Genomic DNA, 15,921 nt, shown 5'->3' with positions numbered 1-15,921 from the left:
GGTAGCGATCCGGGACGTTCGTTCAGCTGCCTCAAGGAGGGCCTGGGCAGCTTGATGCTGTGCTGGTGCCGGCTCGAAGCTGCGCTCGACGAGGCAATGCCACGCGCAACTAGGGGACTCAACCGAAAGCCCGACGCCACCTTCGCGGACAGATACTCGGTTTTCCGGACACGCGTGGAGGAGGTGTCACGGGGAAGGCCGGAACTCGAAAACGCGTTGGTCGACCTCTCCGGCCGTATCGATCAGGTTCGGCGGCAGCGCAATCTCGTCGTCCACGGGCTCACCGGCATCAGCGCGGATCCGCGGAGAGGCGAGCCACACTTGATATGTGAGGAAAGGGACCGGCGCCGCATAAGGCGCGTGCAAGTCCACCAATCGGAGCTCACGCGCCTGCTTTGCAACCTGGATCGTTGCCGGCTAGACCTCGAGAACATCGGCCACGCCGCGAGGACTGCCGCCGATCGGAGAGAGGCCGGGGTTGTTGATTTCCGCTGAGAGCTGACCCGGGAAGGTCCAAAGTTTCCACTGAGAAGTGACCCATGTTCTGAGCTTCCCCCTGGCATTTGCGTCGGGGGATCAAGGAGTGATCGACATGGCGTTATTGAGCGTAATCCGGCGCTGGCATTTCCGCGAAGGGATGCCGATCCGGGAGATTGAGCGACGCACCGGATTGTCGCGCAACACGATCCGCAAGTACCTGCGCGCCGGCACGGTAGAGCCGAAGTTCAAGGTTCCCGAGCGGCCAAGCAAGCTGGACCCGTTCGCCGAGAAGCTGTCGGCATGGCTACGGATCGAGGCGGGCCGGTCGCGTAAGCAGCGGCGCACCGCCAGGCAGATGCACGCCGATCTGGTCGTGCTGGGCTATGACGGATCCTACAACCGCGTCGCGGCCTTCGTTCGCACCTGGAAGGCCGAGCGGCAGCGTGATGCCCAGACCAGCGGCCGCGGTACTTTCGTCCCGCTGGCGTTCGCGCCGGGCGAGGCGTTCCAGTTCGACTGGAGCGAGGACTGGGCGATCATTGCCGGCGAGCGGACCAAGCTGCAGGTGGCGCACAGCAAGCTGTCGCACAGCCGGGCGTTCATCGTCAGAGCCTATCTGCTCCAGACCCACGAGATGCTGTTCGATGCGCTGACCCAGGCGTTCCGGGTTCTCGGCGGCGTCCCCCGGCGCGGGATCTTCGACAACATGAAGACCGCGGTCGACCGGATCGGTGCCGGCAAGGTCCGGCAGGTTAATGCCCGGTTCGCGGCGATGGCCAGCCACTACCTGTTCGAGCCGGATTTCTGCAACCCGGCCGCCGGTTGGGAGAAGGGACAGGTTGAGAAGAATGTCCAGGATGCCCGGCGCCGACTGTGGCAGCCGCTGCCCAGCTTCCCCGATCTGGCGGCACTCAACGCCTGGCTCGAACAGCGCTGCATCGAGCAATGGGGCCAGATCCAGCATGGCGTCCTGCCCGGCACGATCGGCGATGCCTGGGCCGACGAGGTAGTCAGCCTGATGCCGTTGGGGCGGACCTTCGACGGCTTCGTCGAGCACGCCAAGCGGGTCTCGCCGACCTGCCTCGTGCACTTCGAGCGCAACCGCTACAGCGTGCCGGCATCCTTCGCCAACCGGCCGGTCAGCCTACGCGTCTACCCTGACCGAATCGTCATCGCCGCCGAAGGCCAGATCCTGTGCGAGCATGACCGGATCATTGAACGCTCGCACCACCTGCCGGGGCGGACGGTCTATGACTGGCGGCACTATCTGGCGGTGATCCAGCGCAAGCCTGGCGCCCTGCGCAATGGCGCGCCCTTCGCCGAGCTGCCTGATGCGTTCCGGCGGCTGCAGGGCCATCTTCTCAAGCGCCCCGGCGGCGACCGGGAGATGGTCGAGATCCTCGCCCTCGTCCTGCAGCACGACGAGCAGGCGGTGCTTTGCGCCGTCGAGCTGGCGCTCGAAGCCGGCGTTCCGGCCAAGACCCACATCCTCAACATCCTGCACCGGCTGACCGACGGCAAAGCTGGCACCCCGCCGAGAATCGACGCCCCACAGGCGCTGAGCCTGGTCCGCGAGCCCAGGGCTAACGTCGAGCGCTACGACGCGCTCCGCAACAAGGAGACCGCCCGTGCGTCATGATCCTGCCAGCGCCGCCGTCGTGGTCATGCTTCGCGGTCTGAAGATGTACGGCATGGCCCAAGCCGTCAGCGAACTCGTCGAACAGGGGGCGCCGGCCTTCGATACCGCGGTGCCGATCCTGTCACAGCTGCTCAAGGCCGAGGTCGCCGAGCGCGAGGTCCGCTCGATCGCCTACCAGATCAAGGCCGCCCGCTTCCCGGCCTACAAGGACCTCGCCGGCTTCGACTTCGCTTCCAGCGAGATCAATGAAGCCATGGTTCGCCAGCTGCACCGCGGCGAGTTCATCGACGGCGCCCACAACGTCGTGCTGATCGGCGGGCCGGGCACCGGCAAGACCCACATCGCCACCGCGCTCGGCATCCAGGCGGTCGAGCATCATCGCAAGAAGGTCCGCTTCTTCGCCACCGTTGACCTGGTCAACGCGCTCGAGCAGGAAAAGGCCATGAACAGGGCCGGCCAGCTGGCCGATCGGCTGCTGCGTCTCGACCTCGTGATCCTCGATGAGCTCGGCTACCTGCCGTTCAGCTCGTCAGGCGGGGCATTGCTGTTCCACCTGCTCAGCAAACTCTACGAGCGCACCAGCGTCGTCATCACCACCAACCTCAGCTTCAGCGAGTGGGCCGGCGTGTTCGGCGATGCCAAGATGACGACCGCGCTGCTCGATCGGCTCACGCACCACTGCCACATCCTGGAGACCGGAAACGACAGCTTCCGCTTCAGAGCCAGCACCGCCGCCGCGGCGCCCAAACCACGAAAGGAAAAATCGCCAGCTTGACCCATCACCCGCATCGCGGGACATATCTTCAACCCGGGTCACTTCTCGATGAAAATCCCGGGTCAACTCTCAGCGGAAATCAACACACTCTTGGCAAAGTGGACGATCCATCCGTCATCGTCAAATCCATCGAAATAAGATCGACACCTCCCCGACTGGGCAGTTGTTCGCGCTAGAGCAATCGCCCAGAAAATCCAACCATGCATCGCCGGTCGGAAAATACGTTCAGACAATCCTGACCACTCGAAACGAGACAAAGCGATTTTCCGAGAGTGCGCGGATAAGCGCATGATAAATAGAGGGGGAGTGAAGTGAGCCCATCCGTGAAAAACTTGCTTATGCTCTGTAGCGCTTGTGTGCCGCTTGGATTTTCTTCTGTGGCCTTCGCGCAGAGCGCACCCCCGCCGCAGGCCGCTAACAGTGGCGAGGCGCAGGCCGACGATATCGTAGTAACTGCGCAGAAGCGCAGCGAACGATTGATCGAGGTTCCGCTTTCAATCTCGGTTGTCCAGTCAGCGACGATTGCGTCGCAGAACCTAGTCAAGCTGGAAGATATCGTGGCGCGAGTGCCTGGCTTGGCAACCAATACTGCGGAGTTCGGCCAAGTTCAAATCGCCGTCCGTGGCGTGACGACCGGCGGTCTAAACAACAGCACTGTCGGTGTCACCGTCGACGACGTGCCGGTTGGTGGTACGACGATTGCGTCTTATGGCAACCTATTCGTTCCCGAATTAGACCCCGGCGTGCTCCAGCAGATCGAAGTGCTTCGCGGTCCACAAGGAACGCTCTATGGCGCATCCAGTCTTGGGGGATTGCTGCGTTATGTAACCGCTGATCCACGCTTTGGCGTTACGAGCGGTAGCGTCGCGGTGAGCTCGACCAGTGTCGACCATGGGGACGTTGGTTTTGGCACCCGCGCGGTTCTCAACCTGCCTGTGGCCTCTAACGCAGCTCTTTTAGTCAACGGCTTCTTTCGTCGCGATCCGGGATATGTCGACGATGCGGCGCTTGGCCTAAAAAACGTCAACCGCGCTGACAATTATGGCGGGCGCGCAGCATTGCGCCTGGGCGTCACTGATACACTCTCCGTCAAACTGGCTGCTCTGGTCCAAAAGACAACGGGTGACGGCTCTGCCCAGATTGATGCTGACCGTGACCTAAATATTCTTCGGCCCTATAATCAGACTCGACTGATCGGTACGGGCGCGTATTCGAATAAAATTGAGCTGTTTACCGGGGTAATCAATCTCGACATGGGCTTTGCAACCGCGACTTCGGTTACCGGCTATAGTGTCTCGCATAACGTTTATTCGCAAGATGGTACTGATTATCTAAGCTACCCCCCGCCAATTGCTATCGGGCGAAGTGATGTTGGCGTTAATGTCATATTTAACGGGCTATTGAAAAAGTTTTCGCAGGAATTTCATATAGCATCACGAACAAACCAACCGCTCGAGTGGCTGGTCGGAGCTTTTTACACTTATGAAAAGTCAAGTATATCGTCGTCCTTCCTTGCGGTAGAGCGAACGACTGGTAAGACAATAGAGGATATGTATCCAGGCGTGGGACCCGGCAGCTATAGGGAATATGCGGCGTTTGCCTCACTGACATATCATTTTACCGACCGTTTCGATCTTCAAGCCGGCGGCCGGTATGGCCACAATAACCAGAGCCAGGTGAACATCGTCACTAGTGGGCCTTTCGCGGGCGAAACTAGCGGAAGGTCTTCCGAGAATGTTTTCACATATTCCGTCACGCCGCGTTTCCGGATTAGCCCGACGCAGACACTCTACGCGCGGCTAGCGGCCGGTTATCGCCCAGGGGGTCCCAATCAGGGAATTATAGGTTTGCCACCAACTTACCATTCCGACAGCACGCTGAACTATGAAATTGGCTACAAGGCTAATCTGTTCGATCATAAACTTTCGATCGATGCAGCGGTTTATCGCATAGACTGGAAAGACATCGCTTTACAAGTTCTCGATCTGAACACCAATTTCCCGTATTTCACTAACGGTGGAAGAGCGCGTAGCCAAGGGGTCGAGCTTTCCGGCACGCTGCGGCCTGTCCGACCGCTAACACTTGGACTGACGGTTGGTTATACGGACGCGAAGTTGCGCGACGACATCCCTGGAGTGCCTGGAAGTCCGATGAAAGGCGATCGTTTGCCCTTCTCGGCGCCTTGGTCGGCAAGCTTTAGCGCGGACTATGATTTCACCATTGGCGCGCAAACAAAAGCTTCGTTAGGGTTTGGCGTCAACTACCTCGACAAGCGTCGAGGAGGCTTCATGGACTACGGTCAAGTCACCTATCCGTCCTACACCACGGCGGATGTCCGCGCTTCACTTCAGCGAGCAGGCTGGAAGCTTTCGACGTTCGTGTCGAACATCTTCGATAAGCGTATCCCGGTCGGTGGAGATCAAATCTCGCCGGGGAATCCCCGCTTCGGGCTGATCATCAACAGGCCTCGCACGATCGGCGTCGATCTTTCCAGGGCCTTCTGAATTGCGGGTCCGGGGGATTGATAACGCCCCCCGGATCCGCGCTGCCGAGCAATGCAGATTGTCATTCTCGGTTTGGTCAACCTTTGAAGCCGTCAGGCGAATGGGAGGGGGGGACGGTGCGCAGACTGCTGATTTCGATCGACATGGAAGGTGTCGCGGGCGTCGCGTCGACCGTTTCTCTGGTCCCTTCGGGCTGGGAATATTCGGCCTATCGACGCTGGATGACGGAAGAACTCAACGCCGTTGCTGCGGCCGCTCTCGAGGCCGGCTATGACGAGGTCATTGCTTCCGACGCGCATGGCAACGCGCAAAACATAGATCCCGACCTCCTGATCGACAATGTCCAGCTTATCCGTTCCTGGCCTCGTCCTCTCCTGCAGATGGAGATGATCGACGATGAAAGCGTGGATGCCTGTGCCTTTGTCGGATACCACGCACCCGCCGGAACAGCCGATGGCCTGCTCGCCCACAGTTTCTCCGGTACGGCGCTTCGGTCGATCCGGCTGAATGGGGAAGTGGCCTCCGAAGGCTATCTCAACGCCGCGTTAGCCGGCTCGTTCGGCAAGGCCGTATTGCTTGTAACCGGTGACCACCACGCGCTTGCGGACGCGCGTCGATACGCCCCTGAAGCCGCTCTTTTAGTGACGAAGGCCTCATTCGGCTTCAGATCGCAGATGTCACTTCCACCGAGCCAGGTTCGTCGCGATCTTCGCAAAAGTGCCGCCGAAGCATTTGCCGGGCTTAGGGGGCCTCCATTTGTCGTCGAGCCGCTCTTCATGATCGAACTAGAGATGACCAGCCAGGTCGCGCCCGAACTGCTCGGCTACCTCCCATGGATCGAACGGCTCGATGCTTGGACTGTCCGCGCATCTTTCCAGACGATGGCTGAGGCAACTCGCTTTCTGACCTTCGTCATCTTCTATCAGCCGAACGGTCAGATTCCGCTATGATAAATCCTTTTTGTACCTCTCCAGCGGCTTCGAACTGCAGCCGCCAAAACGCCGAGCTCCCTGCAGCGCGCGAGCGCGCGAGATCATGGCCTTTCGGCTTGACCAATCCAAATGCTGGCCGCATTGCGATCCTGCTTGGTGCCGCTTTTTCTCTGCTCGCCACGCCAAGCTTGACCTGCGCGCGGACCGCGACGCCCGCAGTTCGCGTGGGTACCGTTACTGACCCTAATTGGATCGAAGGACGCGACACCGAAAGCGGTGATTTCGGTTATCATCTGCGCCATTTCATCTTCATGACCGACCAGGGCCCGGTTGTCGGAATCACCGCTAACCTCCGCTTCACGGTAGATGCTCCGTCGGAGGTGGTCTGGAAGATCATGAAGGACTTCAATACCTTTGAAGGCTCGGTCATGCACTACACGGCGCCGTGGGGCGACAGCTACACAAGCGAAACCCTTGAGCTTGGCGAAAAGACATTCCGATATGGCCCGCGGGCAGGTGGGCAGCTCTCGGCTCCCGCGCAGGTGATCAAAGTCATTCCGGGGCAACTGCTCAGTATGTACGAAACCATTCCCGCCGACGGCGGCAGCGGTGGCATAAGCCCCGGCTTTTCCGTCGTCGTTTTCGGCGAGTATGCCGGTAAAACCACGGTGACCGCGGTATTGCAGCACGCGGAGCGTCTGCCGAAGGGCACGACAGAGGCGCAGGCGCTCGAGACTTCGAAATGGGGTGACAAGCGCTTTGACTACGCGACACCGACATCGAAGTGGCAGAATGAGTTCGTTCCGCTAATCAAGAAGATGGCGGCCGACGAAATGGCCAAACGGAAGTGACCTCTTGAGCCGCGAATGGCCCTCGCGGGCCCCCTCGGACGCTGCTGGGTCATGCGAGCTGACGTCGAACGCCGACGTTCACGAGGAATCGTTGCGTTCGTCGGCGCTGTCCCGCCGATCGGTCGGTCTACCGACTTCTTGGGCCCTGCTGGTCATCGGCCTTATTGTTGTCCATGCCTATTTCGATCGCCAGATCGTTGCTGTGCTGGCTTTGCCGATCAAGGCGGACCTTGCGCTATCTGATGTTCAGCTAAGCTTGCTGACCGGCCTCGCCTTTGGTCTTTGTGTGGCGGTGGCCATGATACCGGCCGGCATTCTCGCCGATCGCTACGATCGGGTCCATCTGCTTAGTGGGGGCGTCGCGCTCTGGTCCTCGATGACGGTCTATGGCGGCTTCGCAGGCGACTTCACGCATCTTTTTATCAGTCGGCTCGGCGTTGGTCTTGGCGAAGCCATCATCGTGCCGACCACGTTTTCGCTGCTTGGTGAGTTGTTTGACGATCGGCGACGCAGCTTGGCGGTTGCAATCGTAGTGTCGTCCGCACCCGTGGGGCTTGGATTGGCATCATTTCTCGGTGGGCCACTCTATGAGTGGGTGCGCCGGCTCGGCTCGTATCAAGTGGGTGCGATACGCATCGAGCCTTGGCAGATCACGTTGATACTCACCGGAGCTGTTGGCCTGTTATTGGGCATCGCCTGCCTGACATTGCATGAACCGCGCCGGGCGCGACGTCGACAGCGGCGACTTGGTCCATATTCATCGTTACCTTTGACGCCGGCCCTGCGAGCGCAAAGGGCGTTGTTCGCGCCCTTTGCTGCAGGGTTCGCTCTTTTCTCCGTCGTCGGACTTGGGGCAATCGCCTGGGCACCGGCATTGCTGACGCGCTCATACGGATGGCCCGTGGGCGAGGCCGGCCTAATTCTCGGCAGCTCGATGATCGCATCCGGAATCTGCGGCGCACATTTCGCGGGTTGGCTGTCTCATCGTGCCGCCAAGTACGGCAAAGACGCCACCATGCCGTTTATGGCCGTGGCTTGTGGCTTCGTCGCAATACTTTTCGTTGCCATGCCATTTGCTCGGTCCGGGATATACGCCGCCGTGGTTCTGGGGTCGATCCCCTTCTTCCTCTATGGGTCTTCGACTGTCGGCACGAGCCTGTTGCTTCGGATCGCGCCAGCAGGCCTGCGTGCTCGCCTTTCGGCATTGCTCGCCTTGGTCTTGGCGATTGCAGGATCGGCGTGCGGGCCGACGGTGTTTGCGTTCTTCTCCGACTCGATATTCAGCGGCAAAGACGGTCTGCAGGACTCGATCGCCTTCATCGGCAGCTTTGTGCTCGCTTGCGCATCGATATTGTTCATTGTCGCTTCGCGAGCTCTCTCCCGGGACACGGCCTCGATCGGCGTTCAGTCGTGAAAATCCGCGCCGCTCCTTCCGCGATCGACGTTCACCACTCGGTCCACTCAATCTGATGATACGCGGATTCCTGCACTGCCGTCCGCCTGCTATAGTCAGGTTGGCCGCTTTGAACGGCGGTGGTCAGGAGGCCCAGGATCACTCACGCCCCTCTGGATGAGCCAGTGACGAATCGCGTTTGGCTGATTGAGACAAAGCTCTCTCCGCCGGTTCCGAATGACGATCTCATCGACCGGCCGCGTGTCCTGACCGCGCTGGACGGCATTTCCTCCCACAAGGTGGGCTTCCTTGTGGCGCCCGCCGGATACGGCAAGACCTCACTTCTGGGGCAATGGGCACAGCATGCGCGCGGGGCCGGCCTCAATATTGCGTGGCTGTCGCTCGATCGGAAGGATCGCGAACTGCGACAGTTCGCGAGCTACTGCATCGCAGCGTTATCAAGGTCGGGGATCAGCTTAGGGCAACTTGAGCTGGCAGCCGAACAGTTCCTTGCCGAAATCCCGATCGCCTCGGTTGTCCCACGTCTGGTCGCAGGGCTATCGGCGCCAGAGGGAACGACGGTCCTGATTCTCGACGACTACCACTTGGCCGACGGCAGCGACATCGCCGAATTCCTCATGACGCTCATCTCCTATTCGCCGCGGAAACTCAAGATCATCATTAGCAGCCGGGCGATTCCCAGCTTTGGTACAAGTTCGCTGCTTGCCACGCGTCAGGCCTTCGAAGTCGGCGCCGAGACTCTGCGCTTCAGTACCGACGAAATGCGATCGTTTGCCGGCGAGGCCTTCGACGCCACCGGGTTGCAGGAACTCGAAACGGAAACCGAAGGATGGGCTGTCGCGGTCCGGCTTGCCAAGCTTGCCGGACCGAACACACGAGGCCAGCAAGTCCTCCCGACCACCGAGCGGGAACATATCGCCAACTACCTCGTGCAACAGATTTTGAGACACTGCTCGGACGATGAACGACGTTTCCTGCTATACACGTCGATCCTCGATCAGTTTACGCCCGATCTGGCTGCCCAGTTATGTGGTCGCGCTGCCAGCAACAGCGTCCTCCAGGACTCGGTCATCGTCCGGCCGCTGCTGGTACGACTGGAGAGCGCAGAACAGTGGTATCGCTATCACCATCTGTTTTCCGAACTGCTCCAAGGCATTTTGAATAGTGATTTTCCTGATCTGGTGGCCGATCTGCATGCCGATGCCTCCCGCTGGTTTGAAGAAAAGGGGGATATCGGCAGCGCAGTGGCCCACGCGGCGAAAGCTGGCGACATCGATCGAGCGGCGCAACTCGTAATCGACGCGGGCGGCTGGCAACTGGCCATGTATGGGGACATCTCCTATCTCAAGACGCTCGTCGGCAACTTCTCGCCGGACCAGCTGCATCGGTACCCCAGGCTGCGGCTTGCCTATGCTCTCACGCTCATGAAGGACGGCGCCATCCGAGAGTCCGCGGCCCAGTTGGAGATGATCGAACTCGGCCGACATTATCAGGATCTCACGGAGCGTGAGAAGCAGGACTATATCGCGGTAAAGGTCCATCTCGACATATACCAAGATGCGATTTTCTCCGATGCCTGGTACCAAGATTCGGCCGAGACGCTGGCCGGATGGCCCCCCGACAACCCTCGCGGTGCTGCAGTTCTACATGCCGCTGTTGCAGTCAGCGCAACTGCCCGATGGCAGTTCGATACTGCCGTCGAGGCTGGCAATGCCGGCGTCGCCGCCATGCGGCGAGCCAACTCCATCTTGGGGGTGGCCTATTGCTACGTGCATCTCGGGCAAGCTGCCTTTTATCAGGGCGATCTGGAACTCGCGAGCGCGCATCTCCAGGAGGCGGCACAACTCGCCGAAGACAATTTCGGTGCCGATAGTCGGCTGGGGGCCAATTGCGGCATCGTTCTTCAATCGATAAATTATTGGCGAGATCACTCGACGCTCGATGCGGACCTGCTCTTCTCCAGGCTCAAGGTCGCGTGTGAAGCCGACAGCTGGTTCGACATCTATTATACCGGCTTCTCCTGCCTCATGGACCATTGTTCCGCCGTTCGGGACATCAACTTGGCACATGCGGTCGTCGACCTGAGCCGGGCGAGCTGCCGCCGGCGGGAGCTGGCACGTTTAAATCTTCTCCACCCCCTCTTCGAGCTTTCGGCCGCCGTTATCGAAGGCTCCGAGAGCCGCATTCTCGTGGCCCAACGAAAGAGCATCGAGATTCAGAGCCGCTTGGAAGGCCAGTTCGGCGAGACGGCGAACCTCATCCCTCTCAGCGAAGCCGATATTATCTTGGGTCGGCTCGAAGCGGCGACCCGATTCACTGCGGCGAACATGTCCGCGCTGGATCGGCTGATCGATGTCGCGGAAGAGCGAAGCGCAAATTTCTTCCTCGTGAGGCTCCTGGTATTGCGGGCGAGGCTATCGACCAGCAAGCGCGACAATCAGGCCGGAATCGGCGACATACTCAGCGCGGCGCACTTCGCGGCGCGAATGGCGATGCGGTCGCCCTTCACCACGTCCGACGATGTGCTAGCGCTTGTCAGAGCCACCATCCGGTTCGGCCGGGAAAAGCCCGAAAACCGTCTTGAGGTTTCGTTCCTGAACGACTGCCTAGCTAATGCGGTTACGCAGCGACAACATCTTGCCGCGGCTCAAAAGCCCCTGCTGAGCGCGCGAGAAATCGATGTCCTGGGAGAGCTGTCGGTGGGTCAGTCGAACAAAGAGATAGCTAGGGTCCTCGACATGACCGATCACACGGTCAAATTCCACCTGAAGAATATCTTTGAAAAGCTCGGGGTCGACAACAGGATTTCCGCGATCAATGTCGGGCGAAGCTCCGGCCTGATACATTAAAAAAGCGACTGGTTGGAAATCTGGGTTGGCATCGCCACCGCTCCTGCTCCTTGCATCGCACCTGCGCGGAGACAGCGCCGTCCTCGATAGGCGATTTGTCCCGGTCGATATCCGCGTTGCCCTTAATTTAGCTTAAGGATTGCCAAATTTCGCCCTTCAGCGTTGCGTTCGTTGCGGCATTTCATATCAACCATTAGCCACGCGGGGAATTGCCGCTGACGTGCTCCCCTGAAACTCCGCCAGTGTGAGCTGGAGTCCTTCATGAAGGAGGACGAAGATGAAGCGCAGCAGATTTACCGAGGAGCAGATCATTGCGATCCTGCGAGAGCAGGAGGCGGGGTCTCCGACGGCGGACGTGTGCCGCAAGCACGGAGTGAGCAGTGCGACGTTCTACAAGTGGAAGGCGACCTATGGCGGCATGGATGTGTCGCAGGCGCGCAAGCTGAAGGTGCTCGAGGACGAGAACGCGCGACTGAAGCGGCTGCTGGCGGATGCGATGCTCGACAATGCGGTGCTGAAGGAAGTTGCCTCAAAAAACTGGTGAGGCCTGCCGCTCGCCGGAGGGCTGTCGAGGATGTTCGACAGTCCTTTGGCATCAGCGAGCGTCGGGCCTGTGCCATTCTTGGCGTGGATCGATCGTCGATGCGCTATGCGCATCGGCGTGGTGACGATGGCGACCTTCGGTCGCGTCTTCGCGAGATCGCGCTTGAACGTCGCCGGTTCGGTTACCGGCGGCTGGGGATCATGCTGGCGCGTGAGGGCATTGTGATGAACCACAAGAAGCTGCTGCGGTTATATCGCGAGGAGAACCTTCGCGTGCGCCGACGGCGGGGCCGCAAGCGAGCGATGGGCACGCGGGCGCCGATGACGCTGCCGCAGGGACCGAACCAGCGCTGGAGCTTGGACTTCGTGAGTGACGTTGGTCTGCAGCCGGCGTATCCGCATCCTTGCCGTGGTAGATGACTTCACGCGCGAGAACCTCGCGCTGGTGGTGGACACGTCGCTATCGGGGGCACGTGTTGCGCGCGAGCTCGATGCGATTATCGCGGTGCGCGGCAAGCCGCTGATGATCGTTAGCGACAACGGAACGGAGCTGACCAGCCTGGCGATCCTGCGCTGGTCGCAGGACCGGCAGATCGAGTGGCATTACATCGCGCCGGGCAAGCCGCAGCAGAACGGCTACGTCGAGAGCTTTAATGGTCGCTTGCGCGACGAATGCCTGAACGAGACGCTGTTCGCTTCGTTGAGCCATGCCCGCTCGGTGCTGCGCGCATGGCGCGACGACTACAACCACGTGCGGCCGCATAGCGGTATAGGCGGGCTGACGCCCGCCGATGCTGCCAGGCGCGTTGCACAACCAAGCCCGCCAGGGCATCCTGGCAACCCCGGACTCTACTTATGAGTGAAGGAGCTTTGGGGAGCACGTCAGCTCGTGCAAGAATGCGACCGTCATTCGTAATTTCAGGCCGTAGCGGATCATAGGGCGGCCTGTCATTAAGGCAGTCCTTAGATCGTGATCGAGATAGGCAATTTCGGATAATCCGAAGATAATGGACACGAGGCTCCGCATGACTGCACGTTCGAGAGTAGTGTTAATCACGGGCGCAGGCAGTGGCATCGGAAGGGCAGTTGCGGAATGTTTTGCACAAGACGGCGCCTCGGTAGCTTTGCTCGATCTTGACGAAGTAGCGATCGATGTTGTCGCTACGACTCTACGCGATCGCGGCACAGAGGTGTTTTCAAATCGCTGCGATGTAACAGATGCAACGCAGATCGACGACGCTGTGGAAAAGATAGAACGCGAGTTCGGGCATATCGAAAGCGCGGTGAATAGTGCGGGGGTCGCGCAGACGCTGACATCTGTCGGTGAAATTTCCCTCGAGGAATGGCATCGCGTGATCTCGATCAATCTCACTGGCACATGGCTGACAATGCGGGCTTTGTTGCGTGTGATGCTTCCTCGTGCGGCAGGCTCTATTGTAAACATCGCCTCGGTTGCAGGGGTCCGGGGTACCCCTGATCAAGCCGCTTACGTGGCCAGCAAGCACGGCGTCGTCGGTTTGACGCGGTCGGCTGCGATCGATTGCGCGCCGAAGGGCGTTCGGATCAACGCCCTATGCCCAGGTGTCATCGACACGGGCATGCTCGAACGCAGCTTCGACCAGATGGGTCTGGATCAGGCGGCACGCGACATCGCCCGAGCGCGGGTCAACGCGTACCATCCGATGGATCGCTTGGGCGAGCCTAAGGAAGTCGCTCAAGCCGCGCTGTTCCTCTGCTCCACCCAGGCGACGTTCCTGACCGGCGTTTGTCTACCGGTCGATGGTGGCTGGACGGCGCGCTGATTGCCTATTTCATTCCAGCCGACGCTAAACAGACTGCGGCGGGAACCGAGGCGCCGTTAGAAGCAATATCGTTGCCATGCTGGCGAACGCCGCGCACATCAACAGGGCTGGCTGGTAAGACCCGAAATGTTCGGAAACCAGCGCGATAAGAAGCGGGCTGAAGCCGTTGGCCAGCAGATACGAGCTATACAGGACGCCATACCGCTGACCGTAGCCGTTAATTCCGAAATATCGCGCCGTCAGATACCCGATCAAGTCGGACTCGGCGCCTAGGGCGAGCCCGATGCCAAGGACAAACAATGGTGCGAATGCCATGCCACCGGTTGCCATCGCGATCATACCGCACACCGTGATCGACATTGAAATCGCGGCTACGCGCGGGGCAAAGAAATGATCCGCTGCGGCGCCCGTCACCAAACGTCCGCATATGATCGCAATGCCCAAAATCGACTGGATGGCGGCAGCTTTTATTGGGGCCATGCCGCCGTCAGTCAGCATCGGGATCAGATGCAAGGTGAACCCGGTCACGCCAATCGCCATGAAGAAGAAAAGCGCCATGAGCCGCAACAGGCGCTTGTCGCCGATCAGATGGCGAAACGGTATCCGCGCAATCCGCGCGGCATCTGTGTCCACGACAGACGTTGTATGATTTGAGGAGGGCTGATCGACAGATGGCTTCAACAACAGGTATACTGGCAAAATGGCCAGACAGATCGCCCCCGCCAGCGCGAAATAAGCCATTCGCCAGCCGTAAGCGGCCATGATCGCGGCCATGGCGGGCGGGGCAATGACGCCGGTGATACCGAGCCCGGTCAATGAGAGGCCGAGCGCCAACCCGCGCGCCGCAACAAAATTCTCGTTTATCGCCCGCGTATAGCTGATCGGCGATGACAGTAGACCCGTGACGCTCGTCGCCAGATAAAGAGCAAGATACTCGAGGAAATTGCCTGACATGCAGCCGGTCGCCGTGAAACCGACGGCGATCAACGCCATGCTAATGACAGCGGGCCGGCGTGGGCCCCAGCGATCGACGATGATGCCGGCAAGCGGTGCCAGCGGTATGACGGTCAGGACCGTGATAACGTTGATCATCGCGAGCTGGCTGCGCGTCCAGCCAAACTCGGTCTTGAAAGCAGTTACGAAGACGCCGTTGATATAGAGAAGGATCGAGGCACCCATGCCGAGGCCGATCGTGCAGCCGAGCAAGACTCGCCATCCGCGCCTGATTTCCGCCCATTGGGACGTCCTCTCGACCTCGCCCCTCAAATTTTCTCCCATGATGACGCCCCCAAAAAAACGGGATACACAAACGGTGCTGTGGCCAGTTAGCCGTGCGCGATCAACTCGCGCTCCCGTAGTTTTGGGAGAACAGGGCATCGACGCCATATTGGTCGTGCTCGAACGTATGTACCTCGACGATCTTGTCGCCGGCATCGTTGAACGTGAATGCGTTGATGCGTAGCCACTCGAACGGCTCGCCGGCGATTTCGTCGCGATAGAGGATCAGTGCCGCAGCGCTCTCATCGCTCGCCAGAATGTCGAGCAGCTTCATGTCGAGCTTGTCGGTGGTCTTCGTCACGCGCTCGGCGTGATAGCCGAAATAACCCTCCAAGCCGCCGCTGAACGCCTGCGGTCCTTTGCCAGGCACATTGAATCGGACGTCTGGGGAGAAGATTTCCTGGGCCAGATTGACGACTCTCTGCGGAACGCCGTCAGCGGTGAGGCGATCGCCTTCCGCCGTGCGTTCGCGAAGCTCGAACATCTTCTCGACGAGCTTCACGAGCATTTCGCGACGATGTTCAGTCATCAATTCTCTCCGACGCAATATGTTCGTTTCGGCGCCTTTCGACAGCCGATTGGTAAGTTGCACGGTCAGCGGCCCGGTCTGGGCGTTCATACACGGTGGTCCGTAGCGCCCACACGGCGAGTTAGGTCGCTTTATTCCGACAGCACCAATCATTCTTTTGCAAACAGCCGTTGCGCAAATCCCGCCGTGAAAAAGCGACGTAGGCAGCAGCAGTTGTCATTATCCTAAGGGGTCAGCGACGTGATAGAACGGCATCGGCAAGACGATACAAATGCCCTACCAACACATTGAGAAATATAGTCGAACTGCTCGACACTAAATCCGT

The 15,921-nt window shown here is 59.8% G+C and carries 11 protein-coding genes and 1 pseudogene; 10 read left to right on the top strand and 2 right to left on the bottom strand.

All coding sequences use genetic code 11. The annotated features are described in order from the left end of the window. Positions 1–51 precede the first annotated feature (51 nt). The 10 genes and pseudogenes from ACM61V_RS16585 to ACM61V_RS16540 all read left to right on the top strand — a co-directional run bounded on the left by ACM61V_RS16585 (position 52) and on the right by ACM61V_RS16540 (position 13,789). Positions 52–495: a hypothetical protein gene (locus tag ACM61V_RS16585; RefSeq protein ID WP_419714188.1), complete on the top strand. Its 444-nt coding sequence runs from the start codon at positions 52–54 to the stop codon at positions 493–495. 97 nt (positions 496–592) lie between these two features. Continuing rightward, positions 593–2,119: an IS21 family transposase gene (gene istA, locus ACM61V_RS16580; protein ID WP_419713735.1), complete on the top strand. Its 1,527-nt coding sequence runs from the start codon at positions 593–595 to the stop codon at positions 2,117–2,119. Beyond that, positions 2,109–2,894 (top strand): IS21-like element helper ATPase IstB, encoded by a 786-nt coding sequence (gene istB / locus ACM61V_RS16575; RefSeq protein ID WP_419713736.1) that lies wholly within the window; start codon positions 2,109–2,111, stop codon positions 2,892–2,894. The genes istA and istB overlap by 11 nt, the downstream gene beginning before the upstream one ends. Positions 2,895–3,217: 323 nt before the next feature. Beyond that, on the top strand, positions 3,218–5,398 hold the full coding sequence (locus ACM61V_RS16570; protein WP_419714187.1) for a TonB-dependent receptor: 2,181 nt from the start codon (positions 3,218–3,220) through the stop codon (positions 5,396–5,398). Positions 5,399–5,514: 116 nt separating this feature from the next. Next, the gene (locus ACM61V_RS16565) at positions 5,515–6,348 is read left to right on the top strand and encodes a M55 family metallopeptidase (protein ID WP_419714186.1); all 834 of its coding nucleotides are present in this window, start codon (positions 5,515–5,517) and stop codon (positions 6,346–6,348) included. Positions 6,349–6,446: 98 nt separating this feature from the next. Beyond that, a complete protein-coding gene (locus ACM61V_RS16560; RefSeq protein WP_419714185.1) occupies positions 6,447–7,181 on the top strand; it encodes a hypothetical protein in 735 nt (244 codons plus the stop codon). A gap of 91 nt (positions 7,182–7,272) precedes the next feature. Then, positions 7,273–8,595, top strand: coding sequence for an MFS transporter (locus tag ACM61V_RS16555; protein WP_419714184.1), 1,323 nt, complete (start codon positions 7,273–7,275; stop codon positions 8,593–8,595). Positions 8,596–8,759: 164 nt separating this feature from the next. Then, on the top strand, positions 8,760–11,444 hold the full coding sequence (locus tag ACM61V_RS16550) for a LuxR C-terminal-related transcriptional regulator (protein ID WP_419714183.1): 2,685 nt from the start codon (positions 8,760–8,762) through the stop codon (positions 11,442–11,444). A 277-nt stretch (positions 11,445–11,721) separates the two neighbouring features. Beyond that, positions 11,722–12,846 (top strand): annotated as a pseudogene (locus tag ACM61V_RS16545) (IS3 family transposase). 166 nt (positions 12,847–13,012) lie between these two features. Then, positions 13,013–13,789: an SDR family NAD(P)-dependent oxidoreductase gene (locus ACM61V_RS16540; protein ID WP_419714182.1), complete on the top strand. Its 777-nt coding sequence runs from the start codon at positions 13,013–13,015 to the stop codon at positions 13,787–13,789. Between the two features lie 24 nt (positions 13,790–13,813). Here ACM61V_RS16540 and ACM61V_RS16535 read toward each other — a convergent pair whose 3' ends face one another. Together ACM61V_RS16535 and ACM61V_RS16530 are read right to left on the bottom strand one after the other, a co-directional pair. After that, the gene (locus tag ACM61V_RS16535) at positions 13,814–14,995 is read right to left on the bottom strand and encodes an MFS transporter (protein ID WP_419714181.1); all 1,182 of its coding nucleotides are present in this window, start codon (positions 14,993–14,995) and stop codon (positions 13,814–13,816) included. 133 nt (positions 14,996–15,128) lie between these two features. Then, the gene (locus ACM61V_RS16530) at positions 15,129–15,596 is read right to left on the bottom strand and encodes a hypothetical protein (protein WP_419714180.1); all 468 of its coding nucleotides are present in this window, start codon (positions 15,594–15,596) and stop codon (positions 15,129–15,131) included. Between the last annotated feature and the right edge of the window lie 325 nt (positions 15,597–15,921).

Source organism: Sphingomonas sp. TX0543, assembly GCF_048565505.1.
GTDB lineage: Bacteria > Pseudomonadota > Alphaproteobacteria > Sphingomonadales > Sphingomonadaceae > Sphingomonas.
This window is presented reverse-complemented; position numbering and strand designations above follow the sequence as displayed.

Coding starts and splice junctions, on each gene's coding strand:
- ACM61V_RS16530 (WP_419714180.1), bottom strand. CDS start 15,596: ATGACTGAACATCGTCGCGAAATGCTCGTGAAGCTCGTCGAGAAGATG.
- ACM61V_RS16540 (WP_419714182.1), top strand. CDS start 13,013: ATGACTGCACGTTCGAGAGTAGTGTTAATCACGGGCGCAGGCAGTGGC.
- istA (WP_419713735.1), top strand. CDS start 593: ATGGCGTTATTGAGCGTAATCCGGCGCTGGCATTTCCGCGAAGGGATG.